This is a genomic window from Streptomyces sp. NBC_01335 (genome assembly GCF_035953295.1).
GTDB lineage: Bacteria > Actinomycetota > Actinomycetes > Streptomycetales > Streptomycetaceae > Streptomyces.
The window spans coordinates 1406163-1419060 of record NZ_CP108370.1; the positions used below are offsets into that span (position 1 = coordinate 1406163).

At 72.8% G+C, this 12898-nt stretch carries 12 protein-coding genes; 5 read left to right on the forward strand and 7 right to left on the reverse strand.

From position 1 onward, the window contains the following. Position 1: 1 nt before the first annotated feature. The 3 genes from OG599_RS05775 to OG599_RS05785 all read left to right on the forward strand — a co-directional run bounded on the left by OG599_RS05775 (position 2) and on the right by OG599_RS05785 (position 3532). Complete coding sequence (locus OG599_RS05775; protein WP_327174857.1) at positions 2-1612, forward strand: glycerol-3-phosphate dehydrogenase/oxidase; 1611 nt, start codon at positions 2-4, stop codon at positions 1610-1612. 95 nt (positions 1613-1707) lie between these two features. Continuing rightward, complete coding sequence (locus tag OG599_RS05780; protein WP_327174858.1) at positions 1708-2766, forward strand: LLM class flavin-dependent oxidoreductase; 1059 nt, start codon at positions 1708-1710, stop codon at positions 2764-2766. Positions 2767-2860: 94 nt separating this feature from the next. Further along, entirely contained in the window at positions 2861-3532 is a 672-nt protein-coding gene (locus OG599_RS05785; protein ID WP_327174859.1) for a FadR/GntR family transcriptional regulator, read from the forward strand. A 63-nt stretch (positions 3533-3595) separates the two neighbouring features. On the opposite strand, the gene OG599_RS05790 is transcribed toward OG599_RS05785, so the two are convergent. After that, positions 3596-4375 carry an SDR family NAD(P)-dependent oxidoreductase gene (locus tag OG599_RS05790; protein ID WP_327174860.1) on the reverse strand — a complete coding sequence of 260 codons (780 nt, stop codon included), beginning with the start codon at positions 4373-4375 and terminating at the stop codon, positions 3596-3598. After that, positions 4372-5712, reverse strand: a complete 1341-nt coding sequence (locus tag OG599_RS05795) for an enolase C-terminal domain-like protein (RefSeq protein WP_327174861.1) — start codon at positions 5710-5712, stop codon at positions 4372-4374. The genes OG599_RS05790 and OG599_RS05795 overlap by 4 nt, the downstream gene beginning before the upstream one ends. Before the next feature lie 261 nt (positions 5713-5973). Here OG599_RS05795 and OG599_RS05800 point away from each other — a divergent pair, with 261 nt between their 5' ends. Further along, on the forward strand, positions 5974-7110 hold the full coding sequence (locus tag OG599_RS05800; RefSeq protein WP_327174862.1) for a PAC2 family protein: 1137 nt from the start codon (positions 5974-5976) through the stop codon (positions 7108-7110). Positions 7111-7232: 122 nt separating this feature from the next. Here OG599_RS05800 and mshC read toward each other — a convergent pair whose 3' ends face one another. The 4 genes from mshC to OG599_RS05820 all read right to left on the reverse strand — a co-directional run bounded on the left by mshC (position 7233) and on the right by OG599_RS05820 (position 10912). Beyond that, positions 7233-8462 (reverse strand): cysteine--1-D-myo-inosityl 2-amino-2-deoxy-alpha-D-glucopyranoside ligase, encoded by a 1230-nt coding sequence (gene mshC, locus OG599_RS05805; protein ID WP_327174863.1) that lies wholly within the window; start codon positions 8460-8462, stop codon positions 7233-7235. Positions 8463-8680: 218 nt separating this feature from the next. Next, on the reverse strand, positions 8681-9514 hold the full coding sequence (locus OG599_RS05810; protein WP_327174864.1) for an SCO1664 family protein: 834 nt from the start codon (positions 9512-9514) through the stop codon (positions 8681-8683). After that, positions 9478-10068 (reverse strand): DUF3090 domain-containing protein, encoded by a 591-nt coding sequence (locus OG599_RS05815; RefSeq protein ID WP_327174865.1) that lies wholly within the window; start codon positions 10066-10068, stop codon positions 9478-9480. The genes OG599_RS05810 and OG599_RS05815 overlap by 37 nt, the downstream gene beginning before the upstream one ends. 121 nt (positions 10069-10189) lie before the next feature. Beyond that, positions 10190-10912: a histidine phosphatase family protein gene (locus tag OG599_RS05820; RefSeq protein ID WP_327174866.1), complete on the reverse strand. Its 723-nt coding sequence runs from the start codon at positions 10910-10912 to the stop codon at positions 10190-10192. A 75-nt stretch (positions 10913-10987) separates the two neighbouring features. Here OG599_RS05820 and OG599_RS05825 point away from each other — a divergent pair, with 75 nt between their 5' ends. Continuing rightward, entirely contained in the window at positions 10988-11983 is a 996-nt protein-coding gene (locus OG599_RS05825) for a magnesium and cobalt transport protein CorA (RefSeq protein ID WP_327174867.1), read from the forward strand. Between the two features lie 51 nt (positions 11984-12034). Here OG599_RS05825 and OG599_RS05830 read toward each other — a convergent pair whose 3' ends face one another. Beyond that, positions 12035-12829, reverse strand: coding sequence for a ferritin-like domain-containing protein (locus OG599_RS05830; RefSeq protein WP_327174868.1), 795 nt, complete (start codon positions 12827-12829; stop codon positions 12035-12037). Positions 12830-12898: the final 69 nt, after the last annotated feature.

Consider the following 12898-nt stretch of genomic DNA (forward strand, 5'->3'; position numbering starts at 1 on the left):
CATGACCATCCCGCAGAGCGTCCCCGCCCCCGGGACGCGCCCGGCCGCCGGCTCCCTCCCGAGCCGCGCCGAGACCAGGGAGCGGCTCTCCCGCACGACGTACGACCTCCTGGTGATCGGCGGCGGCATCCTGGGCATCTCCACCGCCTGGCATGCCGCGCAGTCCGGACTGCGGGTGGCCTTGGTGGACGCCGGCGACTTCGCGGGCGCCACCTCCTCCGCCTCGTCGAAGCTGCTCCACGGGGGGCTGCGCTACCTCCAGACCGGCGCGGTGAAGCTGGTGGCGGAGAACCACTTCGAGCGGCGCGCGGTCTCCCGGCAGGTCGCCCCGCACCTCGCCAACCCGCTCACCTTCTACCTGCCGGTCTACAAGGGCGGCCCGCACGGGGCGGCCAAGCTCGGCGCGGGCGTCTTCGCCTACTCGGCGCTCTCCGCCTTCGGCGACGGCGTCGGCCATGTGATCAGCCCGCAGCGGGCCCGCCGGGACGTGCCCGAGCTGCGTACGGACGGGCTGAAGGCGGTCGCGGTCTACGGCGACGACCAGATGAACGACGCGCGGATGGCCCTGATGACCGTGCGCGCGGCGGTCGCGGCCGGTGCGGACGTGCTCAACCACGCGGCGGTGACCGGCCTCCGGTTCACCCGGGGCCGGGTCACCGGCGCGGAGCTCGCCGACCGGGTCGACGGTACGGAGTTCGGGGTGGACGCCCGCCTGGTGCTGAACGCCACCGGCCCGTGGGTGGACCGGCTGCGGAGGATGGAGGACCCGGGCGCCGCGCCATCCGTCCGGCTCTCGAAGGGCGCGCACCTGGTGCTGCGGCGCACCGCCCCCTGGCGGGCGGCGCTGGCGACGCCGATCGACAAGTACCGGATCACCTTCGCCCTGCCGTGGGAGGACATGCTGCTGCTCGGCACCACGGACGAGGTGTACGAGGGCGAGCCCGAGGACCTGGCGGTGACGGAGAAGGACACCGCGCAGATCCTGGACGAGGCGGCCTACTCCGTCCGGGACCAGCAGCTCTCGCGCGACCTGATCACGTACTCCTTCGCCGGGCTGCGGGTGCTTCCGGGCGGTCCGGGCGACACCTCCACGGCCAAGCGGGAGACGGTCGTGACGGAGGGGCGCGGCGGGATGCTGTCGGTGGCGGGCGGCAAGTGGACGACGTTCCGGCACATCGGCCGCACCGTGATGGCCAAGCTGGCCGCGCTGCCGGGGCATCCGCTGGGCGACGCGATGGAGCCGATGGACCGGCTGCCGAAGCGGCTGCCACTGCCCGGGATCGCCAGTCCCGGAGCGGTGACGCACCGGCTGCTGGCGGACGGCGCCGGGGCCGGTCCCCGGCTGGCGGCGGACACCGCGCGCCATCTCGCCACGCACTACGGTTCGCTCGCCTTCGACATCACCCGGCTCGCCGAGGAGGACCCGGCCCTCGCCCGCCGTGTCCACCCGGACGCCCCGGAGATATGGGCGCAGGTGGCGTACGCGCGCGACCACGAGTGGGCCGAGACCGCCGACGACGTGCTGCGGCGGCGGACGACGCTGACGATCCGGGGGCTGGCCACCGACGAGGTCCGGGCCGGGGTCGAGTCGATGCTGGCGGAGCGCGACTGAGCGGCCGGGGGCGGTTCGGTGCGGCGGTGACGGGGCGGTGAGCCTGCCATGTCGCCGCCACACCGCCGCAATGGAACGCGGGAACAGTGGAGGGCATGAGATTCTCCGTACTCTCCCTGATCGGGCATGCCCCGCACCCGCTGACCGGCGAACTCCTCTCCCCCGCCGACCGTTTCGCCGAGGTGATCGAGACCGCGTCGGACGCCGAGCGGCTCGGCTTCGACGCGTACGCCGTCGGTGAACGGCACGCCGGCGCCTTCCTCTCGTCGAGCCCGACCGTGGTGCTGGGGGCGGTGGCCGCGCGGACGACCTCCATCCGGCTGCTGACGGGCGTCACCGTCGTCGCGATCCTCGATCCGGTCCGGGTCGCCGAGGACTACGCCACCCTCGACCAGATAGCACGCGGGCGGCTGGAACTGGTCGTCGGGAAGGGTGCCGAGGCCGGTCACTTCGCCCTCTTCGGGCTCGACGAGGACCGGCAGTGGGACCTCCAGCAGGAGAAGTACGAGCTGCTGCGCCGGCTGTGGACCGAGGAGGGGGTCGACTGGGAGGGCGAGTTCCGCCCGCCGCTGAAGAACACGACCACCGTGCCGCGTCCGTACGACGGAGCTCCGCGCGTCTGGCACGGATCGGCGACCAGCCTGCACTCCACCGAGCTGGCCGCCAAGCACGGCGACCCGCTCTTCACCGCCAACGCCATCCAGCCGAAGGCCGCGTACGCGAAGCTGATCGCGCACTACCGCGAGCGGTTCGAGGCGTACGGGCACGATCCGGCGGACGCCCGGGTGGCGGCCGGTTCCGGCGGGCTGCTGATCGCGGACAGCTCGCAGCGGGCGGTGGAGCGGTACAAGGATCTGTACGAGGCACGGGTGCGGCAGTCCTTCAGGCCGCACCTGGAGGGGAAGGCCGGGTACAACACCCCGTTCCGGACGATCGAGGACGCCATCGCGGGCGGCCCGCAGCTGATCGGCAGCCCTCAGCAGATCATCGACAAGATCCTCGGCTATCACGAGGAGTACCACCACGATCTCCAGTCGATCACCGTGGACGGCCTCGGTCTGAGCGGTCCCGAGCAGCTGGAGACCTTGCAGCGGTTCGCGGAGGAGATCGCTCCGGTGGTCCGCCGGGAGGCCCCGACGAGCCTGTGGGAGTGATCCCGGCTCCGGGCGACGGGGGGCGGGCGGGGCGGACCCCATAATGGAATGAGACATCGGATGTCTGATTCCGTCCGTACCCAGGAGGACCGTCATGGCTGTCACCGACGAGGCGATCGAGAAGATCAAGGGCATGATCGTCTCGGGCGCGCTCCGCCCCGGCGACCGGCTGCCGAAGGAGAGCGAACTCGCCGCGGACCTGGGGTTGTCCCGCAACTCCCTGCGCGAGGCGGTGCGGGCGCTGTCGCTGATCCGCATCCTCGACGTACGGCAGGGCGACGGCACCTACGTCACCAGTCTGGACCCCCAACTCCTGCTGGAGGCGCTGAGTTTCGTGGTGGACTTCCACCGCGACGACACGGTGCTGGAGTTCCTCGCGGTCCGCCGCATCCTGGAGCCGGCGGCCACGGCCATGGCCGCCTCGCGCATCGGGGACGAGGAGCTCGACGCGCTCGCGGCGGAGCTCGACGCGCTGGGCGAGGAGCCCTCGGTGGAGGAACTCGTCGCCGCCGACCTCCGCTTCCACCGGGGGATCGTCCAGGCCTCGGGCAACACGGTCCTCTGCTCGCTGCTGGACGGCCTGTCGGGGCCGACCACCCGGGCGCGGGTCTGGCGCGGGCTGACCCAGGAGGACGCGCTCAGCCGCACCCTCCAGGAGCACCGCGCCATCCTGGCCGCGCTGCGCGACCGGGACCCGGAGGCGGCGCGGGCGTGGGCGACGGTGCACGTGGCGAGCGTGGAGCAGTGGCTGCGCTCGACGCTGTGACGGCGGGGGCGGCACGCCGCCGGCCGCCGGTACGGTGACCGGCAGCCGGCGGCGTGCGGCCGGTCAGTCCTCGGCGGGGCGCAGCCGCAGGCCCTGCATCCCGCCGTCGACGGCGAGGGCGGTGCCGGTGACGGAGGCTGCGGCGGGGCTCGCCAGGTAGACGATCGCGGCGGCGACCTCGTCGGCCGAGACCAGACGGCCGAGCGGCTGGCGGGCGTTGAGCGCGGCCCGTTCGGCCTCGGGGTCGCCGGCCTGGCCGAGCAGCCGTCCGATCCACGGGGTGTCCGCGGTACCGGGGTTGACGCAGTTGACGCGGACGCCCTCGCGGACGTGGTCGGCGGCCATGGCGAGGGTGAGGGAGAGGACCGCCCCCTTGCTCGCGCTGTAGAGGGCCCGCTGCGGCAGTCCGGCGGTGGCCGCGATGGAGCAGGTCTGGGTGATCGAGACCGCGCCGGGCCGCTCCAGGGCCGCGGCCCGCAGGTGCGGCAGGGCGTGCCGGGCGGTGCGGACCATGCCGAGGACGTTGATGTCCAGGACCCGGGTCCACTCCTCGTCGGCGTTGTCCTCGACGGTGCCTATCGAGCCGATCCCGGCGTTGGAGACCAGGGTGTGCAGCCCGCCGAATTCGGCGGCGGCGCGGTCGACGGCCGCGCGGACCTGGGCGTCGTCGGTCACGTCGGCCTGGACGGCGAACGTCCCCTTCGGCGCTCCGGTGGTGTCCCGGTCGAGCACCGCGACCCGGGCGCCGCGCTCCAGCAGCAGGGTGGCGACGGCGGCTCCGATGCCGGACGCGCCTCCGGTCACCAGGGCGGACAGTCCGTCGAATTCCTTCGTACCGGTCATCGGCCGGCCTCCTCGTGGTCGGGGTGGGACGCCCAGACGGGGCCCTCGGGGTAGCGGTGTTCGGCGATCGACGCGGGGAGCATCCGGGCCGAGAAGCCGGGGGTGCGCGGGGTGACGTACCGTCCGCCGGTCACGACGGCGGGCTCGGTGAAGTGCTCGTGCAGGTGGTCGACGTACTCGATGACCCGGTCGTCCCAGGTGCCGGAGACGGCCACGAAGTCGAACATGGAGAGGTGCTGGACCAGTTCGCAGAGTCCGACGCCGCCGGCGTGCGGGCAGACGGGCACCTGGAACTTCGCGGCGAGCAGGAGGATCGCGAGGTTCTCGTTGACCCCGGCGACGCGGGCCGCGTCGATCTGGACGAAGTCCACGGCCCCGGCCTGGAGCAGTTGCTTGAACACGACCCGGTTCGCGCCGTGTTCGCCGGTGGCGACCTTGACGGGCTGTCCGGCGCGGATGGCGGCGTGCGCGAGGATGTCGTCGGGGCTGGTGGGCTCCTCGATCCAGTGCGGGTCGTACGGCGCGAGGGCGCTCATCCACTCCACCGCCTCGGCCACGTCCCAGCGCTGGTTGGCGTCCACGGCGATCCGGACGTCGGGGCCGACCGCCTCGCGGGCGAGCTTCAGGCGCCGTACGTCGTCGTCGCGGTCCCCGCCGACCTTCAGCTTGATCTGGGTGAAGCCGTCGGCGACGGCCTCCTTGGCGAGGCGGACGAGCTTGTCGTCGTCGTACCCGAGCCAGCCGGGCGAGGTGGTGTACGCGGGGTAGCCCTGGGCCAGCAGCTGGGCGGTCCGCTCGGCGCGGCCCGGTTCGGCGGCGCGCAGGATCTCCAGCGCGTCCTCGGGGGTGAGGGCGTCGGTGAGGTAGCGGAAGTCCACCAGGGAGACGAGCTCCTCGGGGGTCATCGTCGCGAGGAACTGCCAGACGGGCAGCCCGGCCGCCTTCGCCGCGAGGTCCCAGGCGGCGTTGACGACGGCCCCGGCCGCCATGTGCGCGACCCCCTTCTCCGGGCCGAGCCAGCGCAGTTGCGAGTCGTGCGTCAGCTCGCGGTACAGGTCCCCGAGGTCCGCCGCGGTGCGCGGGACGGGCCGGCCCAGCAGGTACGGCTTGAGGGTCTCGATGGCGGCGGCCATGACATCGTTGCCGCGCCCGATGGTGAAGCAGAATCCGTGCCCTTCGAGGAGGCCGCCGTCACCCGTGCCGGGGGCGTCGGTGCGGAGCACGACGTAGGCGGCGGAGTAGTCGGGGTCGGGGTTCATCGCGTCCGAGCCGTCCAGTTCTCGGGACGTCGGGAAGCGGATGTCGTGGACCTCGACGTCCGTGACGGTCTGACTCATGCGCGCCCCCAGGGCAATAACATCGGATCTCTACAACGAACATCCGATGTATAGCGCCATACGAGCCTCTTCGTCCAGCTCCGGGAGAAATCCGGGGCACACAGCTCGGATGAATCCGGAGTCCGATGCCCCGATTCGACCGCTGCCGCACATCGGCGATCGAGGTTCACCCGCCCGTGCAAAGGCGCTTCGGATGGGAATGCTCCAACCCGTAAGGTTGGTGCGTACGCATACGCAAGGGAACTTCGGAAGGAGGCCTGGGTGATCGAGCTCGAGGGGGTACCCGAGCTGATCGACCCGGTCATGGTGGCCGCGTTCGAGGGCTGGAACGACGCCGGTGACGCCGCCTCCACCGCGGTCGGACATCTGGACCGGGAATGGAAGGGCGAGGTGTTCGCGGCGCTGGACGCCGAGGACTACTACGACTTCCAGGTCAACCGCCCCACGGTGTGGCTGGACGGCGGTGTCCGCAAGATCACCTGGCCGACGACGCGGCTCTCCGTGGTACGCGTCGGTGGCGACAAGCCCCGTGACCTGGTGCTGGTCCGTGGCATCGAACCGTCCATGCGCTGGCGCTCGTTCTGCAACGAGCTGCTGGGCTTCGCCCACGAGCTGGGCGTCGAGATGGTGGTCATCCTGGGCGCGCTGCTCGGCGACACCCCGCACACCCGGCCGGTGCCGGTCAGCGGGGTCACCTCCGACCCGGACCTGGCCGCGACCATGGATCTGGAGGAGACGCGGTACGAGGGCCCGACCGGCATCGTCGGCATCCTCCAGGAGGCGTGCACCCACGCGGGCGTTCCGGCGGTGAGCCTGTGGGCCGCCGTGCCGCACTACGTCTCGCAGCCGCCCAACCCGAAGGCGACGCTGGCCCTGCTGAACCGGCTGGAGGACCTGCTCGGGCTGCGCATCCCGCTGGGCGAGCTGCCCGAGGACGCGCGCGCCTGGCAGATCGGCGTGGACCAGCTGGCCGCGGAGGACAGCGAGGTCGCCGAGTACGTCCAGACGCTGGAGGAGGCCCGGGACACCGCCGAGCTTCCCGAGGCTTCCGGGGAGGCCATCGCCCGCGAGTTCGAGCGCTATCTGCGGCGCCGCGACCCCGGCCCGGGTCCGGGCCAGGCGCCCGGCGGGCACGCCACGGAGAGCGGTGACGTGCCGTATCTGCGGGACCCGGCGAGCGGCCGCACCCGCCCGCCCAAGCCGCCGCGCCCTGCGGAGACCGGTCCGGCGGGCGGACCCGGCGGCGTTCCGGGCGGCGACCCGGGCACGGCCGGCGGAGCGTCCGAGGAGAAGAAGCCCTCGGACGACGACGGCGCCGACCCGGGTACGGACTCCGGCTCGGGCTCCGGCTCGGGCTCGGGCTCCGGCTCCTCCGACGGGGACAAGCCGGAGAGCTGACGCCGAGCCCGTGGGCACGGCGACGGCCCCGGTCCTCTCTTCTCGGAGAGGACCGGGGCCGTTCGCGTACGCGGGTGCCTCCGGTTCTGCAGAGCGACGCCGTCCTACGGGGCGACGCCGTTCTACAGCGCGACGCCCAGGAGGGCGTCGACGGTACGGGAGACGAGGCCGGGTGCGCCCTCGTCCGTACCGCCCTCGGAGTGCTGGCGCTCGGCCCAGCGGTCCACGGCGGCCAGCGCGGTCGCCGCGTCCAGGTCGTCGGCGAGGGCCTCGCGGACCTCTTCGACCAGGGCGTCGGCGGACGGGCCGTCCGGGCGGGAGACCGCGGCGCGCCACCGTCCGAGCCGGGCGACGGCGTCGGCGAGGACCTGGTCGGTCCACTCCCAGTCGCTCCGGTAGTGGTGCGAGAGCAGGGCGAGGCGGATCGCCGCCGGGTCCACGCCCTCGCGGCGGAGGGTGGAGACGAAGACCAGGTTGCCGCGCGACTTGGACATCTTCTCGCCGTCCAGGCCGACCATGCCGGCGTGGACGTACGCCCGGGCGAACGGGTGCTCGCCGGTCAGGGCCTGCGCGTGCGAGGCGCCCATCTCGTGGTGCGGGAACGCGAGGTCGGAGCCGCCGCCCTGCACGTCGAAGCCCATGCCGAGGTGGTCCAGGGCGATGGCGACGCACTCGATGTGCCAGCCGGGCCGTCCGGCTCCGAGGCTGCCGCCGTCCCAGCTGGGCTCGCCCGCACGGGCGGCCATCCACAGCATCGGGTCGAGGGGGTTCTTCTTGCCGGGGCGCTCGGGGTCGCCGCCGCGTTCGGCGGAGAGCAGCCGCATGGCCTCCGCGTCGAGACCGGAGACCTCGCCGAAGTGCGGGTCGGCCTCGACCGAGAAGTAGACGTCGCCCTCCAGCTCGTACGCCGCACCCGCGTCACGCAGGCGCTCGACGAGGGGCACGATGCCCGGTATGGCTTCGACCGCGCCGATGTAGTGCTTCGGCGGGAGCATCCGCAGAGCGGTCATGTCCTCGCGGAACAGGGCGGTCTCGCGCTCCGCGAGTGCGGTCCAGTCCTCTCCGTCGCGCACGGCCCGCTCCAGCAGCGGGTCGTCCACGTCGGTCACGTTCTGGACGTAGTGAACCTGCCGCTTGGTGTCGAGCCACACGCGCTGTACGAGATCGAACGCGTTGTAAGTCGCCGCATGACCCATGTGGGTCGCGTCGTACGGCGTGATGCCGCAGACGTAGATGCGGGCGACGGGACCGGGGTCAAGGGTGATCCGTCCGCCGGTCGCGGTGTCGTGGATCCGAAGGTCGCGGCCCTTGCCAGGCAGGGCGGGGACCTCAGAAGCGGGCCAGGCATGCATGTCATGAGCGTAACCGGACGGAGGTTCCGGATACGAACCGGATGGCGAATCGTGTCCGAAGACGCATTCTTGACGGAAGCGTCCGGCCCGGTTAACCAGCACCGGGCGCGGCTGTCCGGCCGGGTGTACGGCCCGGCCCGCCGGGTCGAGTCCGCGCGCGCCGCGCCCGCACCGGTCCGCCGCACGAATGCGCCGCACAGGTCCGTCCCACCGGTCCGTCAGACCGGCGGCCACGGGATGGCGGGCCACTGCCCGCTCGGCACCGGGTGCAGCCCGGTCGCCCGGAGCGCGGCGACCCGTTCGCGTACGGCGTCCAGCTCCGCCGGGGTGATGAGCCCGCCCAGCCGGCCGGACAGCGGCGCCCCGTGCGCCAGCTCGTCGGCGAGCCGGTCCAGCACCTCCACCGCCTCGGCGGTCAGCGGCTCGCCCGCCCAGCCCCAGAGCAGGGTGCGCAGCTTGTCGTCGGAGTGGAAGGTGACGCCGTGGTCGATGCCGTAGAGCAGCCCGCCGGGTGCGGGCAGGAGGTGGCCGCCCTTGCGGTCGCTGTTGTTGATCACCGCGTCGAGCACCGCGAGCCGCCGCAGCCGGGCGTCGTCCGCGTGCACCAGCAGGGCGGTCTTCCCCTCGCCCACGTCGGCGAGGCCCACGGCCTTCCAGCCGTCCTCCGGCTCCTCGCCCTCGACGAGGGCGAGCATCGGGCCGGCGTCCGGCTCGGCGTCGATCCACAGCTGGCACATGCCCTCGCCGTACGGGCCCTCGCGCAGCACCGTGGGCGGGACGAGCCCCCAGCCGGTGGCCTCCGAGACCTCCCAGGCCGCCACCTCGCGCTGGGCGAGGGTGCCGTCGGGGAAGTCCCACAGCGGCTGCTCCCCGGCGACGGGCTTGTAGACGCACGGCAGCTCCACGCCCTCGTGGGCGACGGTGCAGCGCAGGACCGCGTTGGAGGCTCCGGGTACGCGGCCGAGGACGGTGAGCCGCCCCTCGGTGAGCAGGGTGACCAGTTCGGCTGCGGTCGTCATGCCCCGCGCCGGTATCCGTTCTGACGCGGGCACACGTGTCCTTCCGGGTCGAGCGGCAGGCTGCACAGGGGGCACGGCGGGCGGCCCGCGGAGACGACGTCCAGGGCGCGCTTGGCGAAGGCCCGGGCCTGGGCGCCGCTGAGGCGGACCCGGAGCATCGGCGGGCCGTTCTCCTCGTCCTGGAGAAGCCTTTCCTCCGCCGCCGCGAGGTCGTCCTCGGTCTCGACGTCGATCTCGACGAGGGCCTGCGCCTCGACGATCATGCACTGCTCGTCGCCGTCCCAGGCCAGCGCCATCGTGCCGACCCGGAACTCCTCCTCGACGGGGGTGTCGAGCGGCGCGGTGTCGGCGACGGTCGTCGGGGCGACGGCGGGCACCGGCGAGTTGCCGCCGGTGCGGCGGACGACCTCGTCCAGCAGTTCGTCGATCCGCTCCGCGAGCGCGGCGACCTGGGTCTTCTCCAGGGCCACGCTGGTGACCCGGCCGCCGGCGGACGCCTGAAGGAAAAACGTACGGCGGCCAGGCAGCCCGACCGTGCCGGCCACGAATCGTTCCGGCGGGTCGTAGAGGAACACCTGACGGGACACGTCCAGTTCTCCCTTGGGGAATCGGCGGCGGACGGGGTCTGACCCCCGCCGCCCGGGGACGGGTGCCGGGAAACCCGTCGACGGGCTCCCTACGGCCCGTCCACCCTATCGCCAGGAGCGATCACGGCGCCCCAGCGCCGCCCCCCACCTGGGCGTGCGATCCGTGGTCCGCGTCGTCGGCGGGGGTGGCGTCGGCGCCGAGCCCCTGCTCGCGCGGGGCGAGGCCTGCCAGGTCGCCGGTGTCGCCGAGGCGCAGCAGGAAGGGGCGCAGCCGCGTGTAGCGGACGGCGGTGACCGAGCAGGGGTCGACGTGGATGCGCTGGAAGAGGTCCAGGTGCATCCCGAGGGCGTCGGCGACGACGGCCTTGATGATGTCGCCGTGCGAGCACATCACGTAGACGGCGTCCTCGCCGTACTCGGCCTCGATGCGCGCGTTCCAGGCCCGTACGGCGTCGACCGCGCGGTTCTGCATCGCGCGCATCGACTCGCCGCCCGGGAACGCGGCGGCGGAGGGGTGCTGCTGCACGACCGACATCAGCGGCTCGTCGGAGAGCTCGGCGAGCTTGCGCCCGGACCAGTCCCCGTAATCGCACTCGGAGAGGCTGTCCTCGATGTGCAGGGGGAGGCCGGGACGCGCGTCCAGCAGCGGCTGGAGGGTCTGCCGGCAGCGCTGGAGGGGACTGCTGACGGCGGCCACGAGCGGCAGTCCGGCGAGGCGGCCGGGCAGCCCGGCGGCCTGTTCGGCGCCGCGCTCGTCCAGCTGGACACCGGGGGTACGGCCCGCGAGCACCCCGGAGGTGTTGGCGGTGGAGCGTCCGTGGCGTACGAGGATCAGGGTGGGCATACCGGCCAGCCTAACGACCCCTCGCGCGGGTCCCCGGGTGGGGCGAAGGTGTGCTTCCGGCCTGGGCAGGGAAGAATGCGCGCCGTGATTGTCGACTGTGCCATCTACCGGGACGGGCGCCGGACGGACGGCCCCGACGACTTCTCCGACGCGCTGGACGAGGCGCGGGCCGCGGGGGACGCCTTTCTCTGGATCGGGCTGCACGAGCCCACCGAGCAGGAGTTCTCCCTGGTGACCAAGGAGTTCGGGCTGCACCCCCTCGCCGTGGAGGACGCGCTCAAGGCGCACCAGCGGCCCAAGCTGGAGATCTACGACGACTCGTTGCTCATGGTGCTCAAGCCGATCGCGTACGAGCCGGACAGCGACACGGTCAGCGCGGACGAGCTGATGGTCTTCGTGGGCGACTCGTTCGTGGTGACGGTCCGCCACGGCGAGAGCTCCCCGCTGGCGGACGTGCGGCGCCGGCTGGAGGCGCAGCCCGGGGTGCTGCGGCAGGGGCCGACCGCCGTGCTGTACGCCGTCAGCGACTCGGTCGTGGACCACTACATAGACGTGGCGGGCGAGCTGCAGATCGACCTGGAGGAGCTGGAGACCCAGGTGTTCGCGCCGAGCGGCAACGCCGAGTCCCAGCACACCGCGAGCCGGATCTACACCTTCAAGCGCCAGGTGATGGAGTTCCGCCGGGCCGCCGGGCCGCTGGCCGGGCCGGTGACCCGTCTCGCGGGGACCGGGGTGCCGTTCGTGCACGCGGAGTCGCAGCCCTTCTTCCGGGACGTCGGCGACCACCTCACCCGCGCCAACGAGCAGGTGGAGGGGCTGGACCGGCTGCTGTCCGACATCCTCTCGGCGCATCTGGCGCAGATGGGCGTCCGGCAGAACGACGACATGCGCAAGATCTCGGCCTGGGCGGCGATGGCCGCCGTCCCGACGATGGTCGCGGGCATCTACGGCATGAACTTCGACCACATGCCGGAACTCCACTGGGTGTGGTCCTATCCGGCGGTGATCGTGCTGATGGGCGGGGCGGTCCTCGGCCTGTACCGGCTGTTCAAGCGGCGCGGCTGGCTCTGACGGCGCACCGCCTCACCCCGCGTCGACCGACTCGGTCCGCTCGCGGGAGCCTCAGGCGAACTCGGCGCCCGCCACGGCCGGGGAGCCGAGGGCGTCGCGGTGCTCGGGCCCGGGCTCGGTCAGGCTCACCATCCGGCGCCAGCCGGCCAGCCGCTCGTACGCGTACATCGCGTGGATCCCCGCGGCCAGGGCCGCCGCCTTCGGCCGGGGCCAGCCGAGGATGCGGCCCATGTGGGCCATGACGGCGAGGCTGACGTCGCGGTAGACCTCGATCTCGGCGAGGGCGCACTCGCGCAGGATGCGCTGGATCGTACGGCCGTGGCCGGCGCGGGCGAGGCGGAGGAGTTCCTCGTGGCAGTAGGCGAGGTGGTTGTCCTCGTCGTGCGAGATCATCCGCACGGCGCGGCCGATGACGGGGTCGTCGGCGAAGTACCTGAGCAGCAGGCGCATCTGCTCGGACGCCCGCTGCTCGGTGACCCGGCTGTGGGCCAGATAGGTGACGATGTCGCGCTCCGTGAGCGGTTCCTCGCCCTTGAGCTGCTCATGGGCGAGGCCGATCCCGTGGCGCTCCAGCAGCATCGTGTAGTCGGTGTCGGCCGGGACCTGGGCGGCGGGCAGCCCGCGCTTCTTCAGCAGCGCGTTGAAGATCCGGCCGTGCTTGTCCTCGTCGGCACCGTGCCGGACGATTTTCGGGGCCAGGGCGCGCTGGCTCCCGGGGACGAGCGCGGCGATGCGGGCGTTCTCCCAGCCCCCCTGCGACTCACCGCGGGCGGCGATGGAGCAGAAGAGCCGGAACGACTCGTCGTCGTCGAGGATCTCCTGGAAGAGACTTTTTGCCGAGAGCATGACTGCCACCTCCGTGCCGGTGTCCGCAGACAAAGGCTGGCCCGTAGTTAAGAAGTCAAAGGCTCCACG

Excerpts from the sequence above, each read along its gene's own strand:
- OG599_RS05775 (WP_327174857.1), top strand. The coding sequence starts at position 2 with ATGACCATCCCGCAGAGCGTCCCCGCCCCCGGGACGCGCCCGGCCGCC.
- OG599_RS05780 (WP_327174858.1), top strand. The coding sequence starts at position 1,708 with ATGAGATTCTCCGTACTCTCCCTGATCGGGCATGCCCCGCACCCGCTG.
- OG599_RS05785 (WP_327174859.1), top strand. The coding sequence starts at position 2,861 with ATGGCTGTCACCGACGAGGCGATCGAGAAGATCAAGGGCATGATCGTC.
- OG599_RS05790 (WP_327174860.1), bottom strand. The coding sequence starts at position 4,375 with ATGACCGGTACGAAGGAATTCGACGGACTGTCCGCCCTGGTGACCGGA.
- OG599_RS05795 (WP_327174861.1), bottom strand. The coding sequence starts at position 5,712 with ATGAGTCAGACCGTCACGGACGTCGAGGTCCACGACATCCGCTTCCCG.
- mshC (WP_327174863.1), bottom strand. The coding sequence starts at position 8,462 with ATGCATGCCTGGCCCGCTTCTGAGGTCCCCGCCCTGCCTGGCAAGGGC.
- OG599_RS05820 (WP_327174866.1), bottom strand. The coding sequence starts at position 10,912 with ATGCCCACCCTGATCCTCGTACGCCACGGACGCTCCACCGCCAACACC.
- OG599_RS05825 (WP_327174867.1), top strand. The coding sequence starts at position 10,988 with ATGCGCGCCGTGATTGTCGACTGTGCCATCTACCGGGACGGGCGCCGG.
- OG599_RS05830 (WP_327174868.1), bottom strand. The coding sequence starts at position 12,829 with ATGCTCTCGGCAAAAAGTCTCTTCCAGGAGATCCTCGACGACGACGAG.